General features: G+C 47.7%; 24 protein-coding genes. 16 read left to right on the top strand and 8 right to left on the bottom strand.

What is annotated here, in order from left to right; all coding sequences use genetic code 11:
* Nucleotides 1-26 precede the first annotated feature (26 nt).
* A complete protein-coding gene (locus HMPREF1647_RS05115; RefSeq protein WP_035432690.1) occupies nt 27-542 on the top strand; it encodes a ferritin in 516 nt (171 codons plus the stop codon).
* Between the two features lie 25 nt (nt 543-567).
* On the opposite strand, the gene HMPREF1647_RS05120 is transcribed toward HMPREF1647_RS05115, so the two are convergent.
* The gene (locus HMPREF1647_RS05120) at nt 568-1,446 is read right to left on the bottom strand and encodes a DMT family transporter (protein WP_262363815.1); all 879 of its coding nucleotides are present in this window, start codon (nt 1,444-1,446) and stop codon (nt 568-570) included.
* Between the two features lie 30 nt (nt 1,447-1,476).
* Entirely contained in the window at nt 1,477-2,499 is a 1,023-nt protein-coding gene (locus tag HMPREF1647_RS05125) for an asparaginase (protein ID WP_035432694.1), read from the bottom strand.
* Between the two features lie 150 nt (nt 2,500-2,649).
* Between HMPREF1647_RS05125 and HMPREF1647_RS05130 the strand changes: the two genes are divergently transcribed.
* Nucleotides 2,650-3,123, top strand: coding sequence for a hypothetical protein (locus HMPREF1647_RS05130; RefSeq protein ID WP_035432696.1), 474 nt, complete (start codon nt 2,650-2,652; stop codon nt 3,121-3,123).
* Between the two features lie 78 nt (nt 3,124-3,201).
* Here HMPREF1647_RS05130 and HMPREF1647_RS05135 read toward each other — a convergent pair whose 3' ends face one another.
* Together HMPREF1647_RS05135 and HMPREF1647_RS05140 are read right to left on the bottom strand one after the other, a co-directional pair.
* On the bottom strand, nt 3,202-4,053 hold the full coding sequence (locus tag HMPREF1647_RS05135; protein ID WP_262363816.1) for a glycoside hydrolase family 25 protein: 852 nt from the start codon (nt 4,051-4,053) through the stop codon (nt 3,202-3,204).
* Nucleotides 4,054-4,160: 107 nt separating this feature from the next.
* On the bottom strand, nt 4,161-5,642 hold the full coding sequence (locus HMPREF1647_RS05140; protein ID WP_035432701.1) for a DUF1846 domain-containing protein: 1,482 nt from the start codon (nt 5,640-5,642) through the stop codon (nt 4,161-4,163).
* Nucleotides 5,643-5,746: 104 nt separating this feature from the next.
* On the opposite strand from HMPREF1647_RS05140, the gene HMPREF1647_RS05145 reads away from it, so the two are divergent.
* On the top strand, nt 5,747-6,196 hold the full coding sequence (locus tag HMPREF1647_RS05145) for a hypothetical protein (RefSeq protein ID WP_035432704.1): 450 nt from the start codon (nt 5,747-5,749) through the stop codon (nt 6,194-6,196).
* 87 nt (nt 6,197-6,283) lie between these two features.
* Here the strand turns inward: HMPREF1647_RS05145 and pth2 are convergent, their stop codons facing one another.
* On the bottom strand, nt 6,284-6,724 hold the full coding sequence (pth2, locus tag HMPREF1647_RS05150; protein ID WP_035428325.1) for an aminoacyl-tRNA hydrolase: 441 nt from the start codon (nt 6,722-6,724) through the stop codon (nt 6,284-6,286).
* Between the two features lie 217 nt (nt 6,725-6,941).
* Here pth2 and HMPREF1647_RS05155 point away from each other — a divergent pair, with 217 nt between their 5' ends.
* The 7 genes from HMPREF1647_RS05155 to HMPREF1647_RS05185 all read left to right on the top strand — a co-directional run bounded on the left by HMPREF1647_RS05155 (nt 6,942) and on the right by HMPREF1647_RS05185 (nt 12,912).
* Entirely contained in the window at nt 6,942-7,430 is a 489-nt protein-coding gene (locus HMPREF1647_RS05155; RefSeq protein WP_035432714.1) for a prepilin peptidase, read from the top strand.
* Between the two features lie 666 nt (nt 7,431-8,096).
* Nucleotides 8,097-8,516: a helix-turn-helix domain-containing protein gene (locus HMPREF1647_RS07135; RefSeq protein ID WP_262363817.1), complete on the top strand. Its 420-nt coding sequence runs from the start codon at nt 8,097-8,099 to the stop codon at nt 8,514-8,516.
* Nucleotides 8,517-8,625: 109 nt separating this feature from the next.
* On the top strand, nt 8,626-8,874 hold the full coding sequence (locus HMPREF1647_RS05165) for a hypothetical protein (protein ID WP_035428329.1): 249 nt from the start codon (nt 8,626-8,628) through the stop codon (nt 8,872-8,874).
* A gap of 243 nt (nt 8,875-9,117) precedes the next feature.
* Entirely contained in the window at nt 9,118-9,738 is a 621-nt protein-coding gene (locus HMPREF1647_RS05170; RefSeq protein WP_035432720.1) for a TetR/AcrR family transcriptional regulator, read from the top strand.
* 85 nt (nt 9,739-9,823) lie between these two features.
* Nucleotides 9,824-10,438 (top strand): hypothetical protein, encoded by a 615-nt coding sequence (locus HMPREF1647_RS05175; protein WP_035432726.1) that lies wholly within the window; start codon nt 9,824-9,826, stop codon nt 10,436-10,438.
* 176 nt (nt 10,439-10,614) lie between these two features.
* The gene (gene manA, locus HMPREF1647_RS05180) at nt 10,615-11,613 is read left to right on the top strand and encodes a mannose-6-phosphate isomerase, class I (RefSeq protein ID WP_035432728.1); all 999 of its coding nucleotides are present in this window, start codon (nt 10,615-10,617) and stop codon (nt 11,611-11,613) included.
* A 99-nt stretch (nt 11,614-11,712) separates the two neighbouring features.
* The gene (locus HMPREF1647_RS05185) at nt 11,713-12,912 is read left to right on the top strand and encodes a hypothetical protein (protein WP_051479430.1); all 1,200 of its coding nucleotides are present in this window, start codon (nt 11,713-11,715) and stop codon (nt 12,910-12,912) included.
* 116 nt (nt 12,913-13,028) lie between these two features.
* On the opposite strand, the gene mscL is transcribed toward HMPREF1647_RS05185, so the two are convergent.
* Both mscL and HMPREF1647_RS05195 read right to left on the bottom strand, forming a co-directional pair.
* Nucleotides 13,029-13,478, bottom strand: a complete 450-nt coding sequence (mscL, locus tag HMPREF1647_RS05190; RefSeq protein ID WP_035432730.1) for a large conductance mechanosensitive channel protein MscL — start codon at nt 13,476-13,478, stop codon at nt 13,029-13,031.
* Nucleotides 13,479-13,539: 61 nt separating this feature from the next.
* A complete protein-coding gene (locus HMPREF1647_RS05195) occupies nt 13,540-15,096 on the bottom strand; it encodes a carboxypeptidase M32 (RefSeq protein ID WP_035432731.1) in 1,557 nt (518 codons plus the stop codon).
* 196 nt (nt 15,097-15,292) lie between these two features.
* On the opposite strand from HMPREF1647_RS05195, the gene HMPREF1647_RS05200 reads away from it, so the two are divergent.
* From HMPREF1647_RS05200 to HMPREF1647_RS05225, 6 genes are all read left to right on the top strand, one after another.
* Complete coding sequence (locus HMPREF1647_RS05200) at nt 15,293-16,591, top strand: aminotransferase-like domain-containing protein (RefSeq protein WP_035432733.1); 1,299 nt, start codon at nt 15,293-15,295, stop codon at nt 16,589-16,591.
* A gap of 2 nt (nt 16,592-16,593) precedes the next feature.
* Entirely contained in the window at nt 16,594-17,595 is a 1,002-nt protein-coding gene (locus HMPREF1647_RS05205) for a D-alanine--D-alanine ligase family protein (protein ID WP_035432735.1), read from the top strand.
* An 8-nt stretch (nt 17,596-17,603) separates the two neighbouring features.
* Nucleotides 17,604-18,572: an ROK family protein gene (locus HMPREF1647_RS05210; RefSeq protein WP_035432737.1), complete on the top strand. Its 969-nt coding sequence runs from the start codon at nt 17,604-17,606 to the stop codon at nt 18,570-18,572.
* A gap of 245 nt (nt 18,573-18,817) precedes the next feature.
* Complete coding sequence (locus HMPREF1647_RS05215; protein ID WP_035432739.1) at nt 18,818-20,323, top strand: PTS fructose transporter subunit IIC; 1,506 nt, start codon at nt 18,818-18,820, stop codon at nt 20,321-20,323.
* 139 nt (nt 20,324-20,462) lie between these two features.
* Nucleotides 20,463-21,380 (top strand): 1-phosphofructokinase family hexose kinase, encoded by a 918-nt coding sequence (locus tag HMPREF1647_RS05220; RefSeq protein ID WP_035432741.1) that lies wholly within the window; start codon nt 20,463-20,465, stop codon nt 21,378-21,380.
* A gap of 208 nt (nt 21,381-21,588) precedes the next feature.
* A complete protein-coding gene (locus HMPREF1647_RS05225; RefSeq protein WP_035428351.1) occupies nt 21,589-22,386 on the top strand; it encodes a YebC/PmpR family DNA-binding transcriptional regulator in 798 nt (265 codons plus the stop codon).
* Nucleotides 22,387-22,938: 552 nt separating this feature from the next.
* Here the strand turns inward: HMPREF1647_RS05225 and HMPREF1647_RS05230 are convergent.
* Nucleotides 22,939-23,703: a DeoR/GlpR family DNA-binding transcription regulator gene (locus HMPREF1647_RS05230; protein ID WP_035432743.1), complete on the bottom strand. Its 765-nt coding sequence runs from the start codon at nt 23,701-23,703 to the stop codon at nt 22,939-22,941.
* Nucleotides 23,704-23,897: the final 194 nt, after the last annotated feature.

A 23,897-nucleotide genomic window follows, 5' to 3' on the forward strand; every position in this document is an offset into this window, starting at 1 on the left:
AAAAAGTTACGAGGAAAGAGAAGAACATGGCACTTGACACAAACGTTGGTAACATCCTTAATCTGCAGATCAACAAAGAGTTTTATTCCGCATATCTCTATCTGACCTTTGCAGATTTCTATGAGGAGCAGGGCCTGAAGGGCTTTGCAAACTGGTATGTTATTCAGTCTCAGGAAGAGCTTGCTCACGCACGTATTCTTCGTCGCTACCTGCTTGACAACGATTGGACTCCAACCATGGAGGCAATCGCAAAGCCAGACCTTACCTTTACCAAGGTAGTTGAGCCAATCAAGGCAGCATACGAGCACGAGCAGTTCATTACCGCAAGCATTAACGAGTGCTATGCCGTTGCTCAGAAGGCAAACGATTTCCGCACTATGCAGCTGCTTGACTGGTACGTTAAGGAGCAGGGTGAGGAAGAGGCAAATGCCTCCGATCTTCTCAAGGCAGTAGAGCTCTTTGGTGGAGATCCAAAGAACCTGTTTGATCTTGACCGCGAGAACGCTGCTCGCGTCTTTGTGGCTCCTACTATGCCAATGTAAGCTCGCCGCGCTTCTGCGTTATTGCTTACAGTGGAGTTTCAATAGCCTCTGATTTGTTTGAAGAGGAACCTGAAAGCTCAGCAAAGATGGCACCGCCTATGATGCAGGTGGTGCCTATTATTTTGAGAAGACCAAAAGGCTCGCCAAGGATAAGTGCCGAGAAAATAACTGCAGATAGTGGCTCAAGGTAGCCAAAGACTGCCACGCGCTGAACTGGAATCTTGGTAAGTTGTGGAAAATACAAAAATGATCCAAGGCCTGTGTTAAAGAGGCCGATGGTCAAAACGGCTAGCCAGTTTACCGACGCTGGATCTGTGGGCAGCTCAATGCCATGGAATACAACAGTAACCAGAGCAACAATAGCGCAGCCAATGCCCAGCTGAATGCTGGTGCCTTCAATACCAGAAACATCTTTGAGCTGCCTGTTACAAATAACCATAACGGCATAAAGAACAGCAGAGAGAGCGCCTAGAAGAAGACCAACTGGCGAGAGGTTCAGTCCAACTCCATAGCCAATAATAAGGGCAGCCCCAATAACAACTACAAGAAATCCTAGTATCTTTTTAGCAGTGAGTTTCTCGCCAAATAAAAGGGGAGAGAGCGCCATTACAATAACGGGACCGCAGTAATACTCAAGCGTTGCAATACCAACGCCTACCAGGTGATACGCCTCAAAAAGGAAGGTCCACTGAAGACCCAAGGCAATGCCTGATCCAACAAGCGCCTGGAAGTCCTTGGGGTAGTTTTGAATGGTAAAAGCCTCTTTTTGCACAAGTTTAACCGCGAGCAAAAAGAGCGTGCCCAAAAGCATGCGGAAGAAGACAATTTGGTAGCTAGGAAGATTGATAAAGCTTGCAACGATTCCGTTAGAACCGCAGATGATAAGCGCAATTAGGTAGAGCACGGTAGGTTTAAATGTGGCGTCTCTCATCGGCTACTCGCAAATTTCTGTATCCACGGACTGTGGAATTCTGTCGTTACAAATTACCTGGTAGAACAGTTTTTCTTGCTCTCGTTGATCGGAGGTCTGACCAAGCATCCACATAGTTTTTGCAACCAGGGCTTCGGTAGTCATATCGTCTCCAGAGAGAACGCCGGGCATATCTTGATAGGTTCTACCGACCTCATATACACCCAGGTCAAGACCCTCTTCCGGAACTTGCGTAGTAATAACAACTGTTCGACCAGACGCAATCCAATCGGTGATAGCTTCCTCAAAAGAGCCATCGTATGAGGGGATGCCGCCAATACCAAAGGTTTCAAGCACAATGGCGTCGTAGTCATTTTTCAGAAGGTAGAAGATAGATGGATTAAGCTCGGGGGTTAGTTTAAGCACAATGACACGCGTATTGAGCGTTTCATAGGTTGTAAGACCGCCATCTACCTGCTCTTCATTTGGTGCACTACGAATAATCTTGTTGCCACGGATGTGTGCAAGCGGTGGATAATTCATGCTCGTAAATGCATTGAAGCTCAGTGTGCGCTGTTTATGAGCGCGGGTGCCGGCAATAACCTCGTTGCCAAAAACCACCACAACTCCGGCGCTTCTGTCGTCGAGTGCGTAGAGAACGGAGTGGTAGAGGTTGAGTTTGGCGTCGGTAAACGGATTTGCCATTGGCTGTTGAGAGCCTGTGAGCACAATGGGTTTCTCGCTATTTTGAATGAGGTAGGAGAGGGCAGCGGCAGTATATGCCATGGTATCGGTGCCGTGAAGGATAATAAAGCCGTCGTAGGCATCATACGACTCAATAATGGCGTCTCTGATTTGGAGCCAGTCTTGAGGACGCATATTGGTGCTGTCGATATTCATGACTTGTTTGAAATCAAATTCACAGAGGTCATGAACAAGAGGGACGTTGGCTAAAAGCTCTTCTCCTGAAAGTGAGGGAGCCAAGCCCGATTCAGTGGAAACAGAAGCAATAGTTCCTCCTGTTGCCATCAGTAAAAGTTTCTTCACACGTCCCCCATGAACTCCAATTGTGCAGACTTTACAGAAAATAAGTCTGTATAGCGCTTTATTGTAACGGGATAGATGCTTTTCAAGGCGAGAAAAGCAAAGTCGGTGTATTCTTTTTTCGGTAAATGAATTTTTTAGCAAGGATTGTTGATGGCAGAGAATAACCTTTTTGGTTTTGGTAAGAAAAAGCGTCCAGCTCAGGTTCCACCTACTGTCTCCCGTAATGGGGAGTCTTCTACCTCTCCGCGTGCGGTACGAGGTCGTCACGCAGCTGTTGGAAGCCGTGCACAGACGCAGCGTAGGATGACGCAAGATCGCCCAACAAATCCCGTTAACCATGCCCGTGCAGATGCCGCCCGTGCACGTGGTCGAGCAAGAACTGCTTACGGCAATCACTATGGTACGCTCAACCCCAGAGATGAAGCTCAGGCAGCATATGCGGCTAGAAGACGTCGTTCTTCTCGCATGAGACTGGGTCGTGTGGCGCTGGCGGTATTGCTTGCAGCCATCATCTTGTGGGTAGTGTTTACGCTGGTAAGTTCATGTAGCCCAGGAGGCGCTTTTGCGCATGCTCAGGCGCTTGATCCTACCGTTACCCTGGCTGGTTCCGTGAAGGTCGGATAGCCTTACGGGCTGCGGCGTGACTAGCATCTGCGGCATAGTGAGTGTCTACCGCGCATTCAACGGTTTTGGACTGAAATCCTACTTTGGGCTCTTACTTGTAGAGACGCGTGAGAAGTCCAAATTCAAATCAACTGAACCGGTAATACCGTCAACTTGTCCTGTTGAGGTGTATTGCCATATCAAAAAGTTAAAGTTTACGTCTGGCTGATCAACGTATTGAGCCAGCCAGATAGGCTCGTCAAGCGAGACCAGGTCAAAGCGATTTAGATCAACTTTGTTGCCATACACAATAACGCGATATCCCGCTTCTTGAATGGTGGTGCAAAACGCGCGCGCAATTGCGTTAGTTTCTGCGGGGGAAAGGTTGTCGGCGCGACCGCTGTAATCGGGAGAAGGCTCCAGATCAAACGCAACAGGAAGAGCAAGCTTTGTAACTCCCGCTTCCCGTAACTGTTGCAGAACAAAAGCGGCCTCCTCGCGAGCTTCTTCCACGTTAATAGCCTGTGAGAAGAAGTACACGCCTACATCAAGACCAGCGCTTTGCGCACCCTTTAGGTTGGTCTCAAACAGTTCATCTGCGCGAATACCACCCTCGGTGGAGCCGCGGTAGCCAATGCGAAGCATGGCAAACTGAATGTCATCGGCAGCAACGGCCTCCCAGTCAATAAACCCCTGGTGAGAAGAGACGTCAACGCCCGTGCGTGTGAGCTCTTCTCCGTCCACCACATAATGCGCACGTCCCGTTGCATCATAGGTGAGGTTTTCCCACTCATAGGGGACTTCGTTTTTGATGATCAGGTTGTTGTCAAAAGAGAGGGAGAAAAGTCCCTGGCACGATTGCAACAATGCCAGCACAAACACAATGGCCAGCGTAATGAGCCCCCATGTAACAACAGGATTGTTCTGGGAATTTTGCTCAAGTGTATGCATCGCCCGCTGCTTACGTTTTGAAGCGTTTGCAGAAGCAGGTGTATGTTTAGTTTTAGAACGAGTCGTAGAGTTTCTCGTTTTCTTACTTTTATGTGAGCTCTTAAAAATCACTGGTGAAAGAATTGTCCTTGTTCAAAAATTGGCTCGCAACACACGTTAATGCCCAGCTTGTGATAGATGGACTCGTCATCGCTTGGAATAATTGACGAGAAATACGCGTCGCATCCACGGAGTAACTGCGTGGCATCAACGGCTTTTCCGGCCAATGGATTGGTAATTGAGCTGATGGAGAGCGCAATGAGCATCTCATCAGCGCAGAGGCTGGTGCGAGCCAGCTTAAAGTTGTTCTCTTTTAGTGCGCAAATAGGCCTTAGGACCTCATCTGAGACAATAAACGTCTTCTTCTCAATACCAACTACGTATTTGAGGGCGTTGAGCAAAAGCGACGCTGGCGCACCTAACAGCTCCGAAGTCTTGCCGGTAATAATGGTGCCGTCAGGCATAACCATAGCGCCCGCAAGCTTTCCTGTCTCTTCTGCTTTATGCAAACAAGCTGCATGAGCTGGCGAGAAGTTCTGGTCAACGTTAACGTCTTTCATCAAGAGATTAATCTTTGTGAGTTCACGCTCACCCATGCCCGTACGCTCGAGTTTCTCGGCAGCCCTAAACCACCTGCGTACAATCTCTGCCTTGGAAGCTTCCTGGCAAACCTCATCATCAATAATGCAGTTGCCAACCATATTGACACCCATATCGGTTGGAGACTGATACGGGCTGGTACCTGCGATTTTCTCCATCATGGCCTTGAGCACAGGAAAAGCCTCAACGTCGCGGTTGTAGTTAACGGTAACTTTGCCGTGAGCCTCAAGGTGATATGGATCGATGATGTTGTTGTCGCCCAAGTCTGCTGTGGCTGCCTCGTAGGCAACGTTTACGGGGTGCTTGAGAGGAAGGTTCCAAACAGGGAAGGTCTCAAACTTTGCATAACCTGCGCGGACTCCACGGGCGTTCTCGTTGTAGAGCTGCGAGAGGCAGACAGCAAGCTTGCCTGAGCCAGGACCAGGTGCTGTTACAACTACCAGAGGATGCGTAGTCTTTACGTACTCGTTTTTACCGTAGCCCTCCGCCGAGACGATCAGGTCAATATTGGAGGGGTAACCCTCAATGGGGTAGTGACGGTACACGGCAATGCCCATGTTTTCTAGGCGCGCACGATAGGCCTTTGCCTTTGGCTGACCAGAGTACTGCGTAATGACAACACCGCCAATAGCAAGACCGCGTGCACGGAAGATATCCATAAGCCTCAGTACGTCATCGGCATAGGTAACGCCAATATCGCTTCTGCGCTTACCGTTTTCAATGTCATTTGCGTTGATGGCAAAGACAACCTCTGCCTCGTGAGCAAGCTGCTGAAGCATCTGAGCTTTTGCATCTGGAGCAAATCCAGGGAGGATGCGAGAAGCGTGGTTGTCGTCGAGCAGTTTACCGCCAAACTCAAGGTAGAGCTTGCCGCCAAACTCACTGATACGCTGGTGGATTCGATCCGCCTGCATAGTGATGTACTTCTCGTTATCAAAGCCGATACGCATGCGTCCTCCTGCCAAGATTTACTGTAGAAATTGTATCATCAAGCAAAGACTTCCTATACGCTATAAGCTATACAGAAAACAAATAAACAACCAAGGAGTTGTGTATGGATAGCAAGTTTTCACAAACGCCTTCTCGTGGCGAGAAGTTCAAAGAGCTGGTGCTGAGTGCCTTGCGTGCATTTGGTTATGGTTGTCTTGCTGCGGCTGGTATGAGTGCGCTTATCTTTGCATTTGCGTACTTTACCAGCGGTATGGATATGTTTACGGGCATCGACTGGGTGCGCCGTGTTATGTACGTCATTTCTTCTTTGGGAATTATTGCTTGCGGCGTTGGTCTGCTCTTTAGCGGAAAAGAGTACGAGGACCGCCAGATGGGCTTTACGCGCGATATTGATGACCCCATCAGCCTTAAAGAAGGAAAGCTTGATCCTCGTATTTCAAAAATCGAGACCAATCACCTTTCTTGGCAAGCAGCAATTCTTTATGCCTCAATTGGTATGTTTGTAGTTACCACTATCTTTGACGAGGTTATGAGCCACACCTTCTTGATGTAGGTATCCTCGCTAGTACAGAGATAACTCACTAGTACAGAGGCAGCTTTCTAGTACAGAGGCAGATTGCCTAGTACAAAGGTAGAGCGCCTAGTATAAAGGCAGCTCGCCCGTTAACGGATCAATATCTTCTGCAGCCAGTGGCTCAAATGCCAGGCAGGTAAATGTTGGTTCTCCATGGAACTCGGTAAAGCCCGCGTCCCTAATAAGGGCCACGACAAAACCACGAGCTTTTCCCTCGACAGCAAGCTCAAGCAACGCTTCTTCAGAATCAACATAGACACATACTTTTGCAACGCCAGCATCAAACCAGTTAGTGATTGCAGAGGTATCTTCGTCAGCATGGTCCAAATAGACCCAATTCTGATCATCGGTAACACGAACCTGATCAAGTCGACGCTCTTTTGCAAGTGCCATCAGCGTGGCTTCAACACATGCATGGCTTGCCTGAGCGGCAATTTTACCTTTTCGCATCTTAAGATCGCGACGAATAACAATCATTTGTTTTGATTTATATGAAGAACTTGGCATGAAAAACCTTTCTAGAAACTGAGTGCTAAGTGTACCATTCACGGCTTTCCGATTTTTGTCGCAAGTAAATCTCGAAGGATCAAAAAGGCTCTCTAAAACCAAGAGCGGCGAGAAGAACGTTGAATGTTCAGCTTGTTACATCAATAAGTTAAATAACGGCACCTGAGTAGAAAGTTGATTCTTGTCTATGTTGCTATGGTTGACTGAGGAGGTGTCTATGAGAGAGTTGGTTATTTTTGTCATGTATATCTGGGCTTCAATATCGGATATGCGAAATCGCACTATTCCAAATAGAATCCCTATTTTGCTCGTTATTTTATGGCCTATTTGGCTTGCCGCAAATGAAAAACCCGCTGAGTTACTGATGAATGCATTATGGAGTGAGCTCTTTGTTATAGGTGTACTGATTACAGTAGGTATAGTTACAAAATTTATAGGTCATATGTCTTCTCTGGGAGGGGGAGATATTAAACTTATTCTCTCAACATGCCTTTATCTTGAAATAAAAGAGACATTTGTCTTTTTATTTTCGGCAAATATTTTAGGTGTTATGTTTTCTCTTCTGTTCTTTATTCGGCAAAAATTTTTAAAAAGAGAAGATAGAAATAAAGAAGAAATTACCAGTTCAGATAGTATATTTATGTATACATTTCCTTTTGCACCATTTCTTGGATTTGGTGTGGCACTTGCGCTATTTTTACGCTAAAATCGAGAAGTGTTATATGAATTTAAAAATTCTTCTAATTCCCGAATATATAAAAAGTTTTTTCTGCTATCAATAGTTTACACGTTGCGTTGAGAGATTGAGTACCCCCAACACTCAATTTCATTACTGAATGGCCCCGACTGTTCAGATCTCTCGTTATGCGAGGCAACGTATGCCATGGAGGCAGGACGACTATTAACGTGGTCGCACACATGTCGCCCTGCCTCATGGCAACCTTTAAGAGCAAGAAGCTCTGCTTCTGATATACCCATTATTTCAAGTATTTAAAAGTAAATATACAGCTACTAAGCTATTTTCCTGTGGTTTTATACGTGCCAGAAACCAGCTGCATGGATCATCCAAAATCTTAAAAGCCAGATGGCGTAGAGGTCTTTGTTATTGCATAAAATCGCTGATACATTATTTTGCATAGAGGAATTGATTTTTGCATATCTTTTGTATAGCCAATTAATCCCAGACAGAAAAGTCACTTACGATTTATTTACGTAACAGGTATGCAATTTTCTTTAAATTTCCGCTTGTAAAACAACATAACAAATTGTATCTGAAGATATTTTAGTGTAGTATGATACGGTAACAGCACGAGACTATGCATAAAACATACGCATGTTTTTAAGGCATCGTTTGAGCAGATGGGGCTGTGAGATGGCTAAGGCAGGTGTTACCAAAAAGACCGACCCAGGTTTGGGTAGGACAGTAGCAAGGTTGTTACAAGAAAGTGGCAAGCGCCAGGTAGACCTGTGCGAATTCTCACATTGGTCACGTGCGTATGTCTCTTATATTTGCACCGAGCGCCGTAAGTGGCCTTCATTTGATAAAGCAAAGGTTATCGCTGACTTTTTCTCCTTAAGTCTTGATCAACTCTGGGTTGAGCATCTTAAAGATCTTGTTGATGCTGGCGTGGAGCTTACAGAGATGCAGAAGAAGAATTTAGCCGAGGGTGTTAATCTTCCAAATCCTACTGTTATGCATGACGGAAATGACAATAGAGAATACCTTCAACCTGTTGTTTCCTCGGGGAACGGTTTAGATTACACGCTCCCGGAAATTCTTGGCGTCGAATAAGTATTTTTGACTATTTTTATTGTTTTCAATGCCATACTTGCTGTATACGCGTATGATTCAGCGTTGTTCAGATTGCATGGGGCTATCTGAAGAGTAGGAGATGTGCAAGATGGCTGGACTACACTGTTCAGACTGCGCTTTTAGCTCGTTCAAATTTAACGAGGACGCCCAGATGTATCAGGCGTACTGCTCGCGCGGCTATTTGCTGGCTGATCCACATATCCATGAGCTTTTCGCCATGCACTTTGCTAAGTCTCCAGAGGATTTTGTTCCCGTCAAAGATCCGTTTAATCGCGAGTATCTAAGGAAGTCATATATCTGCGGAGAATTTATTAAGCGTAAGGATAATTTGGGTTAACGGTATGTCTTAAAACCCTGTTATGTAACATAGCAGGGTTTTATTATGCCTCTGACGTGTTTCTCGTCTAATCAATATCAAAGAATTAAGTAAATATCACAAAAGTTGTTATGTAACGATTATAGATTTCTGCATAATTAGTTAACTTTCTGTTATATGTTCCTCTTAAAACAAGATAGTATTGATTTGGGGGAATCTCCTTATTACAAGGGGATTTAAAACATTTATAAAGGAGCGGCAGCAATGTCGAGGCGACCACAAACAGAAAGTTGTGACACACGTCACAAGCTTCTTAAATCCGCAGAGCAAGAGTTTGCTTTACAGGGATACGATAAAGCTTCACTTCGACAGATTTGTGCACATGCAGGCGTTACCACGGGCGCGCTTTATTTCTTCTTTGATAACAAAGAGGACCTCTTTAAGAATGTTTTGATTCCTGTCACTGAAGGCGCAATTCAGATTCTTGAGGATTACAAAGATCATCTGCTGGTCTCTGGCGAAAGAAATCTTGAAGACACTCCTTTGGGTGATAAAGAAACGCTCGAGAAATTCTTGGACCTTCTGTACGGCAATAGGTACGTGGCGCAGATTCTTGTGAATAATCGAGAAAACCCACATGTTTCCTATTTCTTTGAAGAGTTGACCGAGGTTATCTCTGCAACCATCAGAGCTATTCTTTATCCTAACGTTACACAGGTTAAACCCTATGATGAGTTTATTATTACCTGGCTTGCTCAAACTGAAATGACCACCATTGTCAATATTCTTAAAAATGATGAGACTCGTGAAGAGGCTGACGGTCACATAAATTCAGCAGTAATGTTTACGCAAGGTGGCATCAAGGCTTTAGTTGCAGAGCATTAAGTGTTCATCTATGCATAAAAATTGACAATATCTACTTATTTCCGTTATCCTCTTACAAGGTATAAATCACCCGAAGGAGACCTTTATGAAGTTCAATAAGCTCGGCCTCGTAGCAGCATCCGCTTCTGCCGTTCTTGCACTTGCTGGCTGCAATCTTATTCCAAATCTTGCTGATCCAGGAACCACTACTGGCGGTGGTCAGCAGCAACAGCAGCAACAGCAGACTGCACCTGATGCAAATACCGCAACCAAGCCTTCAGATACTCGTGCTGGTGACTCTGACTCTAAGGACCTCTATAACACTCTGATGGATAAGCACAACACTTCAGAGCAGGTTACCAACGTTCAGAAGTACGTTGATGATATTAAGAAGACTGGCGATAAGACTGAGGTTCTTATCGACACCGATAAGATTACCGTTACCGTTACCGGCATTGGTGTTGACTTTGAGAACTCCAACGGCTATCTGGTTGAGGTTGTTAACAAGACCGATACCAACATCTTCATTCAGACCACCGACACCGCTATTGGCAAGGATGAGCTGAGCTTGTTTGTTAACGCAGCTCCTAACGCAACTACCAAGGGCTTTGCATTCTTTGACCCAGGTGTAAAGATGGATCCATCCGCAACTGTTCGTGGTACCATCCTTGCTCTTTATGGTTCTGATTACAGCATGGATTCCTTCAGTGTTATGTTCTAAGTTTTATTTAGTTCATTGACTGCAAAGGCTCAGCTTTTCAGCTGAGCCTTTTTTGTTAGCGAGAAACCCCGTCAAAAGCAGTTAAATAAGTCAGTGTTGAGGTTATTAGAATCCATTAGACTATAGAGTTGTTAGCTATTAGAAAAGCATGTATGCACTGCATATAAGGAGCTACGATGCTAGATTTAGATAAAAACACAGACAGGTCATATAACGATCTTATCTTCTTAAAACCTCTTTTTCACAACAAAATTTGGGGCGGTAGAAGGCTTGCTGAAGAGTATGGTTACGACATCCCCGAAGGCTCAGTAGGAGAGTGCTGGGCGATTAGTGCACATCCTAGTGGAGACTGTGAAGTTGCCTCTGGTGCATATGCTGGCAAAACTCTTTCTGAGCTTTGGTCAACGCATCGAGAGCTTTTTGGTAATGCAGAGGGAGACCGTTTCCCACTTCTCATTAAAATTCTTGATGCAAAAGATGACCTCTCTGTTCAGGTTCATCCAGATGACACGTACGCAGCAGAACACGAGAATGGTTCTCTGGGAAAGTCTGAGTGCTGGTATATTCTTGATGCAAAAGAGAATGGCGATATTGTTGTAGGACAAAATGCCTCCTCAAAAGAAGAGTTTGCAGCCATGGTTGAGCAGGGAAAGTGGTCTGAACTGCTCAATTACGTTCCTATCAAGGCTGGAGATTTCTTTAGGATTGATCCTGGAACCGTTCATGCCATTAGAACAGGCACGCTTATTCTTGAAACTCAGCAGAGCTCCGATATTACGTATCGTGTGTATGACTATGATCGTTTGGGAGACGATGGCAAGCCTCGTGATTTACATCTGGCACAGAGCTTAGAGGTTATTGATTACGCTCAGGAAGCTCCAACATCTGGAGAAATCACAGCTCCAGAAATTGACGGCAAAACTGAGCTTATGAGTTGCAAGTATTTCTCGGTAGAAAAATACGAGATTCATGAGGCAAAAACTATTTCTCAGCCATGGCCGTTTATGTGCGTAAGTGTCATTGAGGGAGAAGGTACGGTTTGCGCTGACGGCGGCAACGGAGTAGAGCATAGGATTTGCAAGGGCTCACATTTTATTGCACCTGCGTCTTCTGGTAGCCTGCGCTTTACGGGTACTATGACGTTGATTACCTCTCATCTTCCTCATACAAAGTAGGATGATACATAAGTCGAATACAGTTTAATTTGTAACATTTGACTCGTTTCAAGTAGAATATAAAAAGTTGAGCCTTTTATACGTTTATAGGAGGAACGTATGAATAAAGAGATGATTACTCGTCGCGCTTTTGCGGGATTGGCTGCAGGCGGTGCTGCCAGCACGCTTGCTGCTTGTAATAGTGACGTGATGCAGGCAATCTTAAACCCTGATTCTATTCTTGGTGGAGCTGGTCAAGATCCTCAGAATGGCGGTCAAGGCGGTACTGGTGATGCACCTTCTCAGTCAGAATTTGTAAAGCTTGAGGAGACTCCAGATAATCCAACGCTAACCGGAGATTTTTCTAAGATTATTACTGGCGTCTGGTGTGTTGACGATGGTGTTGGAACTAAAGGTGGATCAAAGGAAGGCAAAACCTTTGACCATGGTGGCATGCTTAATCAGGGCTATAACGATGGAACCGTTCTTTACTATTCATTCAAAGAAGACGGCACTTTCTTCATGCATAATTTTAAAGGTGTGAAGAATGATGGTAAGTGGGAAGCAAAAGGAACTATTGCCATTCAATGTACGTATGATGATGGCGATAGTGTGCCAATGCTTTTTGATAAGGACGACAACAACTATCTGAAGTACAGTGATGCCAAGAGTGAGATTACGTTTAATTTCAAAAAACTTTCTGACAATCCAGACGATACTTCACAGATAGCTTATATTGAAGGACAGGTAATCAATTTTGCTGCCACCATTCCTGGTACGTATTATCTCTTTGGCTTGCACTATGCAGATGGTTCTAAAGAAGATTTGACCAGTGATCAGATTGAGTCTATGAATAAGGGTTCTGGCGGAGCGTATACCTTCTCTGCTCATAAGGATGGAGCTGCTGCACTGTTCTATCCAGACGGTAGCGTTTCTCCTATTCAGATTGTTGCAGAAGAGCCTTCGGCAGATGGTCTTTCTTTCCCCATTCTTGCTCAGGGCTTTTCAGAAACTGAACAGATATCTAAGTCTGTTCTATACACTACTGCGGAAAATAAAAAGCTTCTCAGTATTGATGCTCCTGGATTTACTCTTAAGTTTGCCCTCCTTAATCACCGTGAGGATGATTGGGCTAAATATGAGTATCCACCAAAGGCAGAGTTCCCTTGGCAACCAGATGGTAAGGGTGGCTATAAGCTAGTAACTCCTACTTCTTCTGGTTCTGGCGGTAGCTCTTCAGGAAATGGCGGCAGCTCATCTGGAAATGGTGGTAGCTCCTCAGGAAATGGCGGCGGCAAGGGCGGCTCAGGTAAGAAATAACCCAGCCTTTTCTGGTTTCTTTTACTAACAAAAAAGCAGGCATATGATATGCCTGCTTTTTTGTTGCCAACTTTTACATGTGTAAAAGGGCGGTGATGTAAAGCTTAGTGTAAAGCTTACGCAGCGTGTGCGCCGCCCTCAATCTCACCAGTGCAGTGTGGGCAGCGAGTTGCGCCTTCCTTAACCTCTTCAAGGCAGTGTGGGCAGTGTGGAGCTGTAACCTCTTCACCAGCTTCTTCTTCGTCCTTCTTAAGCTTGGAAGCCTTCATGAACTTATTGAGGGCCTTAACCATGCAGAAGACAATGAATGCAATGATCAGGAAGTTGATGATTGCGCTGATAAACGCACCAAAGTCAATGCCGTTCTGGGTGCCAGGAACTGGAATAGAAAGACCAGAAACCTCGGTGCCACCGCCAGAGATCAGCTTAATAAATGGGTTGATGATGTCATTGACAAGGGAGGTAACAATAGCGGTAAATGCGCCGCCAATGATGATACCAATAGCCATGTCCATAACATTGCCCTGCTGGATAAACTCTTTAAACTCCTCGACAAACTTTTTCATTTCATCCCTTTCGTGTAGTTAATAGAGGACAGGTATTTCTACTCGCGCCTACGGCGTGCGCTTATGCGCTGGCCAGACCATAGATGCGAGAGTATTTATCAGTTAGATACTTGGTGTAGTAGTGGACGTCAAAAGGCTCACCGCATGCACCCAAGATAAGCTCCTTAGAGTCCTTTGCTCGGCCCCAGGTCCAAATGCGACTGCCCAGCCACTCTTTGATAGGTGCTAGGTCTCCTGATGCACAGACGGCGTCAAAGTCCATGCCCTCAGCAATCATGGCGTGCTTGTACTGTGCGCCATAAGCGCTGCCAAGAGCATAGGTTGGGAAGTAGCCAAACTCACCCCATGACCAGTGAACATCCTGAAGAGCGCCTTCGGTGTTGTTTGGAACCGTAACGCCCAGGTACTGCTTGTACTTCTCGGCCCAAAGAGCTGGAACGTCCTTTGCAGTAATCTCGCCAGAAAGGAGTGCCTGCTCCATTTCGTAACGGATGAGGATGTGCAGAGGATAGGTGAGCTCGTCCGCCTCAGTGCGGATGAGACTTGGCTGTACCTTATTAGCTGCCGAGAAGAGCTGGAAGGCAGTGACACGATTCAGCTGGCCAGGGAAATGCTTGCGCATAAGCTGAATAAGAGGCTCAGCAAAAGCCTCAGAAAGGCCAACGTAGTTCTCAAAGAACCTAGACTGGGACTCGTGCATACCCATAGAAGTACCAGTGCTCAGAGAGGTAAAGCGGTACTCCCAGTTAATGCCCTGCTCGTAGAGGGCGTGACCGTTCTCATGCAGCATGGAATAGACATTGGAGAGAACGTTATTCTCGTAAGCGTGGCTGGCAACCATAACAAAGCCGATACCAGGGCCACCGGTGTAAGGGTGCTCAGTTTTACCAAGCCAATAAGCGTCCTCGTCAAGACCCTGAAGCTTTACCAGGTCTTTTGCAAGGTCCCACTGACGGTTGACATCAAACTTACCCTCAAGAGGTTTGGTGCTTGGTTGGCGCTTAGAAGCCATACAATCGGCAACTAGAGGAACTACCACTTCTTTAACGTTATTGAAGAAGGTGTTGTAGAACTCTCTGTTGGTGCCGTGCTCAAAATCGCTGAGTAAGAGATCATATGGGTCTTTGGAAGCATCACGTGCCTGGCACATCTCTTTGCGAAGCTCAATTAAGCTATCCAGCTTTGGAGCAAAGAGTGACCAGTCATCGCTGTTCTTTGCCTGCTCCCAGACCTCATTAGCCTCTGTGGTAAGACGAACAAAGTTGCTCTGAAGCTCAACAGGTACATCTACCAGCTGGCTTCTATCGCGACGAAGAATTTTAACTTGTGCGCGATGAGTCTCATCAAGTAGGGCGCGGTTCTCGTGAAGTCTATCAAGCAGTGCGCCAACAGCAGGATCACAGAAGGTCTCCTGGACCTGCTCGCCAAGGATTGCCAGGGCTTCTCCGCGCTCTTCAGCAGCCTTTTTTGGATCAATGCATGGTCCAAAAGAGCCAATCTCATTAGCTGCGTAGTTGAGAGCAAAGAGCTTCTTCTCAAGTTCATCAAGTTTAGCGATATCATCGCGGGGATTTGAAAGCGCTGCGTTCAGTTCAACAGTGTTATGTGCGCTGTCCATAAAAATCCTCTCTACAAAATTTAGGAGCGACCAGTATGTTTGCCGGTTATATGTAACCGTTTAGCAATTGCGTCATATTTTACCCTGTAATTTATTGATATTTGAGCGATACTAAAAAGACTACGTCCTAAAACAATAAGTACATTTTTTCGGCACAATTTTTGCCCAAAGATGGCTTGTAAGGAGTAAGAGTTCTATGGATGACAGCAGAATCTCGTTTGACGTATGGAGTGATCTTTACGCAGATCGCGTTCAAACCATGCGAAAAAGCGAAGTACGAGATTTGTTTGCGGCCCTGTCTCGTCCAGGTGTCATTGCGCTGTCTGGTGGTCTGCCAGACATTTCTTCGCTGCCACTTGACCAGGTTGCAGAGTGCGCTCGACGCTGCGTTGCTGTTGAGGGACTTAGGTCTCTTCAGTACGGCAACTCCGATGGCCGTATTGAGTGCAGAAGGACCATCTGCAAGATTTTAGCTGCTCAGGGCGTCGAGGCCGATCCTGACGAGATGATTTTGACTTCTGGTTCTCAACAGGCGCTTGATTTCTTAGGACGCGTCTTCTTAAACCCTGGAGATGACGTTATTTGTGAGGGTCCAAGCTATCTTGGCGCGTTCCAGGCGTTTTCTGCATACGAGCCTACTGTTCACACCATTGATATGGACGAAGAAGGCATTAGGACAGATCTTCTCGAGACAAAGCTTAAAGAGCTTGCAGACCAAGGCAGAAAGCCTAAGTTCATCTACGTTATTCCTAACTTTAACAATCCTGCCGGCATCACCATGTCTATGCCAAGGCGCCTCCGTCTTCTTGAGCTGGCTCGCCAGTACAACATCCCTGTTGTTGAGGATGATCCGTATGGCCTTATCCGCTTTGAGGGAGAAGATCTAACACGCCTTAAGACGCTTGATCCAAATGTCATTTATTTGGGAACCACGTCAAAGATTTTTGCCCCTGGACTGCGTCTTGCATGGATGGTTGCACCTCGTCACTTCCTTGAGCGCATCAACCTTGCTAAGTCTGGCTCTGATCTGTGTACCAGCCCCTTTAACATGATTCTTGCTGAGCACTACTTCAATGAGGTTGATTGGCAAGCAGCGCTTGAGGTGTCTAAGTCTCGCTATAAAGAGAGAAAAGACGCCATGCTGGCTGCGCTTGCGGAGTTCTTCCCCAAAGACGTTACCTGGACTAAGCCAGAGGGCGGTTTGTTCCTGTGGGTAACCTTCCCGCCATACCTCAACACTGAGCAGTTGCTTCCTCGTGCAATCGAAGAGGGAGTTGCCTTTGTACCAGGTGTTTATTGCTATCCTGACCAGCGTATTAGTTCAAGTATGCGCCTGTGCTACTCATTTGAGACGCCAGAGCGCATCCACGAGGCAATCCGCAGGCTGTCTTTGTGCGTCCAAGATCGCATGGCGCTGTATCGCGCATTCCTAGAGGCGGGCGCTCTACCTGAGTCTTCTCATTCTGAATCTCAATCCTCTGCAAGGGAGTGTTAAGTATGGCTACAAAAGTTGCTGTCATTATGGGTGGAGCCTCATTTGAGAGGAACTTCTCGCTCAAAAGTGGAGCTCTTGTCTCTGAGGCTTTAGAGAAGCACGGGTATGAGGTATTACCACTTGATGCTGATGCGCACCTGGTAGACACCCTCCGTGCCGAGAAGCCTGATGTTGCGTTTGTGTGCCTTCACGGTGCAGGCGGAGAAGATGGTGCAGTACCTGCGCTTTTAGAGTTCCTCAAGATTCCGTATGTGGGCTCAAGGCCTGCATCTTGTAGGGCAGCCTGGAACAAAGCTGACATGCCATTTATTGTGCGTCAGGCCTGGTCAAAGGAGGAGTCCGAGGTCATCTGGCCTCCTCAGATTGTACTAACTGCCAGCGCTTTTAAAGATCTTGGAGCCGCAGCCGCTCTTGATCTGGTTCCCGAGCGCCTTGGCGGTGGCGTTGGCTTCCCTCTTGCGGTCAAGCCTGTTCACGGCGGCTCTGCTATGGGCCTTTCTAAGGTTGATAGCGCTGACCAGCTAGGACCAGCACTTCTCGGCGCACTTGGTTTTGACGATTCCGTCATTATCCAGCAGTGGGTTGATGGTGTTGAAGTAAGCGTTACTGTGCTCTCTGATGCAGACGGCGAGAAAACCCTGCCACCGGTAGAGATTTCAGTGGTCAAGGGTATTTATGACACGGATGCTCGCCTTGATCCAGAGCGTATTCAGCATTTCTGTCCAGTTCGTCCTGAGTCTTTGGCAGCACTTGGCGCAGATCCAGCCGCTGCTCGTGAGGCTCTTGAGCGCGCAGCTCTTGAGGTGTACACCGCTTATGGCTGCAGAGATCTTGCTCGTATTGATTTTATTTGGGATGGACATCACGTTATGGTCATGGGTCTGAAGACATTCCCAGGACTCACTGAGACCTCCCTTGTTCCAATGGCTATTGAGGCTGCAGGATACGCTGTTGAAGACGTTCTTGCGCAACTTGTTGAGGGTGCGCTTAAGCGCGGTAACTAGGGGGTTTTATGGAATACGTATTGGGCATTGATGTTGGTGGCACCACCATCAAGCTGGGACTCTTCTCTGCAGAGGGAGAGCTACTTTCTGAGCAGAAGGTCAAGACGCCCGCACTTGATAACCAGGATGGTTATCAGACGGTAACCGATGCTATTAAGCTGATTGTTCATGGCCAAAAAGCAAGCCGTAACGATGTTATTGCGTGTGGTTTGGATATTCCAGGTCCTGTTGCAGATGACGGAACCGTTGGTCTTCTCGCCAATGTAGATATTGATCCTGAAGGATTGGTGCAGGCAATCAATATGTGCCTGCCAAACGCAACTATCGCGTTTGTCAACGATGCTAACGCCGCTGCTCTGGGCGAAGCGTGGGCTGGCGTTGCCGTGGGCGTGCCGTCGTTTGTGCTGATTGCGCTGGGTACCGGCGTTGGTGCAGGTGTTGTTGTAGACGGCAAGCTTGCTGCGGGTGCTTTTGGCGCGGGCGGTGAGATTGGTCACATCATTGTTGAGCCAGAAGAGACGTTGACCTGCGGTTGTGGTCGCCACGGTTGCCTGGAGCAGTATGCTTCTGCTAAGGGTGTTGTCCGCTTGTACCTGGAGGAATGCGTTTCTCGAGGTGTTGTTCCTGTGACTATTGAGCACGAGACTGATACGGTGTCCGTGTTTAGGGCTCATGCTCAAGGCGATGAGTGCGCAACCCTTGCTATCCATAAGATGTGCCACTACCTGGGTCTTGCTATGGCGCAGGTTTCGTGCGTAGTTGATCCTGCCATGTTCTTGATTGGAGGCGGTGTTGCGGGTTCGTTTGCAACGTTTGCTACCGAGCTTCGCGAGTGTTTTGAGCAGTACGCTCTACCGGTAAGCAAGGGCGCTCGTATTGAGGCTGCGAGCTTGGGCAATCAGGCTGCAATGTATGGTTGCGCATACGAGGCGCTGCGCCTGAGGCAAGAGCGTTTTGGCCAGGAGAGCGCTGAGTAGAAGCAAGTTTTTGGCGCATGATCTTCTCGTCTGGAAAAGGGTACGTACGTGAGGGCTCTTGGCGAGAAAAACATCAAAGTTTTTGTCATAAACGCTGTACTAAATGAAAGTACGTTCAATAACATAATTTTCTGATTACAATTTATGTAAAAACGTAGTTGTCAAAGCTGCTCAGTGCTAACATTGAGCAGCTTTTTTGGTTGTGTTTGGAATAGTTCCGAGCACTAGGATGAAAGGGGAGTGCTGTGGCTGACGAGTCAAAGTATGACATCGTTGCTGCTACTGGTTGCCCAACCGGTATTGCGCACACCTTTATGGCTAAGGAGGCCCTTGAGAAGGCCGCCGCAGCTAAAGGTCTTACCATTAAGGTTGAGACGCACGGCCAGGTCGGTGTAGAGAACGAGCTCACCGCAGCTGAAATCAAGAACGCCAAGGCAGTAGTTGTTGCTGCCGATAAGGACGTTCAGGCTGAGCGTTTTGCCGGAAAACCAATGGTAAATGTTGGTGTTACTGCAGCTATTAAGGATGCAGAGGGTCTTATCGACCGCGCTCTTGTTGCTCAGCCTGAGGGCGAGCTTGCAGAGGCAGACGACGCTCCAGTCTCAAGCACTATTGAGAAGGAGTCTGTAGGCCACATCATCTACAAGCACCTCATGAACGGCGTTAGCCACATGCTGGTCTTTGTTGTTGCTGGTGGTGTTCTGACGGCTGTTTCATTCCTCTGGGGTATTACTTCCTTCAGCTCCACTGCACCTGACTACAACAGCTTTGCTGCCATGCTCAAGATCATCGGCGGCATTGCAATGGGCCTTATGGTTCCAGTGCTTTCTGCTTACATTGCAGAGTCTATCGGCAAGCGTCCTGCTCTGGTTCCTGGTTTTGTTGCAGGTATGATTGCTATCCAGGGTCTTCCAATCAACCCTAACACTGGCATGATTGATGCTGGTGGCGCTGGTGTTGGTTTTGGCTTCCTGGGCGGCATCGTCGGCGGTTTCCTTGCTGGTTATGTCATCGTTGGTCTTGAGAAGCTCCTTGCTGGCCTTCCAAAGAACCTTGATGGCCTGAAGGCAATCTTCCTGTATCCTCTGCTTTCCACCACCATTGTTGGCCTGGTTATGCTCGGCATCTCTGGTCCAATGGCAGCAATCAACACCGGCATGATGAACTTCCTGCGCGGCCTTTCTGCTTCTGGTCCAATTGTCCTTGGTCTTGCAATTGGTTGCATGTGCGCATTTGACATGGGCGGCCCAGTCAACAAGGCAGCTTACGTCACCGGTACTGCTCTTCTGACCGAGGCTCTTGCTGCTGGTGTTGGTACCCCAACTTATGAGTTTGGCACCAACTTTATGGCTGCAGTTTCTGCTGCTTGTATTGTTCCTCCACTGATTACCACCTTTGCTGTTGTCGTTGGTAAGAAGTACTTCACCAAGTCCGACTTCAACGCTGGTCTGGTCAACTTCATTCTTGGCTGCACCCACATTACCGAGGGCGCTATTCCATTCATGACCAAGAACATTTGGCCTGTCATGCCTATCATGATGATCGGTTCTTCCATCGGCTCCATCCTGACGCTGCTCTTTGGTGTCCACGACCCAGCACCTCACGGTGGTTTCCTGGTTCTTCCCGTTGTCGATGGCGGCCTCAAGTGGGTTCTCGCCATTCTCATCGGCGCTGTTGTTGGCGGTATTCTCTTTGTTGCTTTCAAGGCATACGAGTACCGCAAGAACGGCAACCAGATTGTCGAGGGCTAAGCGTTACGCTTAGCACACTCGGCGGCGTTTGAGTTTTGCCCAGAATTTACGTACAGTTTGGGTGCAGACTCAGATAATCGAAGTAAAATATGGACTCGGCGATTTCGTCGAGTCCATATTTGTTTCAGAGGGAGCTTTGATGATTTACACACTTACCACTAATCCTGCAATCGACATGAACGTCAATTCGGGAGTTCCTTCTTATACACACGTCAACCGCACAACTGATGCCGTATATACACCAAACGGCAAGGGTCTGAACGTTTCATTTACGCTTGCTCACTACGGCGTTGAGTCCACTATCCTGGGATTTTTTGGCGGCTTCTCGGGCAACTATATTGTTGAAGAGGCATCTAAGATTTGCTCGGTCAAGCCTGTGTGGATTGACGGCATCACCCGCGTAAATATTTTTGTGACCACGCCAGAAGGCGAGCTTAAGTTCCCTAACGCAGGCGCTCCCGTTATTCGCTCCAAGCAAGACGAGATGCTTGAGCTGCTGCGCACTGCGCCCGACCTGGACGTGCTGGTGGTCTCTGGCTCGCTTTCCCCTGAGATGGATCCAACCTTCTACGACGAGCTCTTTGATCTGTGTCATGAGTGCGGCGCTGAGCTGGTCCTGGACATCTCTCATAAACACCTCGCAGAACTTGTCGAGAAAAAACCGCTGCTCATCAAGCCAAACGACGAAGAAGTGGCAGAGATCTTTGGTGTCGACGTTCATAACGAGGCCGACGTTCTTCTCGCCCTCCACAAGATTCATGAGCGCGGCGCAAAGAACATCCTGCTTACGCTGGGCGGCGAGGGTGCGTACTTCTTCAACGGTGAACATGTCTGGCACGCAAATGCTGCGCAGGTAGAGGTGCTTTCGACGGCATGCGCGGGCGATTCGACACTGGCAAGCTTCATGTCGGTTTGGCTTGAGGATCCGTCGGCTGTCGAGAAGGCTTTGACGCGCGCGATGGCTACCGGCGGAAACGTTGCGATGAGCGCTGGCTTGGGCGACTTTGCGCTGGTCGAGAAGATCGCGGAGTCCATTCACGTTGAGTTGGTGGAGTAGGAGCGGACGTGTTGCGCGTGGAGGTGTGCGATGGTGCGCGGACTTGCGTGGAGGTGCGCAGGCTTACGAGCTCACGGGTTTCTCGGCGTATGGCGTGCGTAAGTCTCCATATCTGCAAAATAAGTCTTTTCTCGCTTCTTGATTTCGTGTAACGTATAAGGGCTAATGTGATAATTAGGTTTTCAAACCTCTAAAGAAGGAGAGTGCAATGTCCGGACACTCTAAGTGGGCCACAACCAAGCACAAGAAAGCAGCTATCGACGCTAAGCGTTCCTCGCTGTTCTCTAAGCTTTCCCGCAACATTACTGTTGCTGCAAAGATGGGTGGCGACCCAAATCCGGACAACAACGCTAGCTTGTCTGCCGCTGTTGCCCGTGCTCGCATGGTCTCCATGCCTAACGCAAAGATTCAGGCCGCTATCGATAAGGCATTTGGCGCTGGTGCTGATGCTGCCATTTACGAGGAGATCGTTTACGAGGGATACGGTCCTGCAGGCGTCGCAGTTTACGTTGACTGCCTGACTGACAACAAGAACCGCACCGCAGCAGACGTTCGTTCCGCATTTACCCACTCCGGCGGCAATCTTGGTACCGCTGGTTCCGTTGCGTTCCAGTTTGAGCGCAAGGGCTCCATCGCAGTTGACAAGGTTATTGTCTCCGAGGAGAAGAAGGTTGCTGACCGCGAGAACGCTGTCGACGAGGACGAGTTCATGATGGCAGTTGCCGAGGCTGGCGGAAACGATTACGAGGACGCTGGCGATCAGTGGATTGTTTGGACTGCATACGACAAGATGCAGGATGTCCAGAAGGGCCTCGAGGCTCAGGGCATTGAGGTCAAGGGTTCCGAGCTTACTATGGTTCCAACCACCCCAACTGACGTCTCTGTTTCTGATGCAAAGAAGGTTCAGCGTCTTATCGATAAGCTCGACGAGCTCGACGACGTTCAGAACGTCTACAGCACCATGAACATCACCGACGAGATTGCTGCTGCTCTCGAGGAGGAGTAAGCTCTCTGGTCCGCGCCACGCGACGAGCGTGATGCACGCGACGATGCGCGACGAGCGCGACGATGCGCGACGAGTGCGAAATCGCGACCGGCGACAAAACTGCACTTCAAAGCCCTGCCAGTTGGTGGGGCTTTTTGTTTTGGGTAGCGTTGATGCTGTCAGAACACACCTATGTCGGATAATCTACACGTTTTTAGAAGCCCGAACACACCTAAGTCGGATAATCTGTATATACAGAGCCAAAAACATAACTTACAGCCCTAAAAAACACAGCAAATGACGATATTCTGAGAAAAATAGGACTTTTGAGGGTCAATTTTGCAGAATAAGTGACTTTGCTGTGTTTTCAAAACGTCAAAAATAGGCCTCTAAAAAATTTATGCATACAAATGAATTCACCCTCATGAATATTCATGAAGGTGAATATTTTCGTATCATGGTAGTTAAAATTTTGATGTCTTCTTTGCTGGGCGAGAGAACCGATGGACTACAGCAGCGAAAACTTGCGATTAAAGCCGAATCTCATCGTCCGACGCATGTGGACATGCAGCTCTACAGGCTAACGCGGACAACCTTACGAACGCCGGCAGCTTCGAGGGCTGCTACCTGCGAAATCGATGCGGATTCGTCCGTCATAAGTACGTCGATATCAGCAGGTGATCCATATTGGAAGCTGGAGTTGACACCCAGCTTGCTTGCATCGGCCAAGACAATGTGCTGCTCAGAGTGCTTAAGCATCAGCGAGTTCACGCGCATCTCGTTTGAAACCAGCGTGGTAAGGCCGCGCTCAGCTGAAATTCCCGAGCATCCCAAGATGCATTTCGCGGCACGAATCTGGTTGATTGAAGCAAGTGCAAAATCGCCGGTTAGTGACTTCTTAGCTGGTCGAACTTCTCCGCCCGTGACTAAAACGGTCATCGATGGGGGATAGTCGGCGGCCAGAACGCTACCATTATTGGTAACAACCGTGATGTTCTTGGCGGTGATAAATTCCAGGACTTTTATAGCGGTTGAGCTGGTGTTAATGAAGACCGTGTCACCGTCTTTAATCAGCTTGGCGGCGGCCTGGGCAAGCTTGAACTTTGCGGTTACCTGGTTAGAACTGAGTCCTGTCGAGAGCGGGTCAAGCAGCGTGGCCATGCCATAGCTTCGGGAAATGAGGCCTTGAGCTTCGAGTTCGTCAAGATCGCGGCGGATGGTAAGCGAAGAAACTTCAAATCTATCGGCAAGATCGCTAACGGAAACCTGGCGATATTGTTCAAGAAGGCTCATGATTGAGCTTCTGCGTGATGCTACAAATGAACGACTTGTGGCCATAAATCCCCCAATAGAGCTCAACTGCTGATAAACCTGTAGAATTACATTTAACTAATTCAGTTCTGTGAAAAACAACGTACAAATTGATAACACCTTTTGAACGGTTGTCGAACAATTGTGTAGACGCTTTTCTGTAGAACTGAGTGTATCTTACCTTATTCAATGAACGTTTTGAATACTTAAACGGATATTAT

Origin of the sequence: Lancefieldella parvula DNF00906 (assembly GCF_000758945.1) — a bacterium.
Lineage (GTDB): Bacteria > Actinomycetota > Coriobacteriia > Coriobacteriales > Atopobiaceae > Lancefieldella > Lancefieldella parvula_C.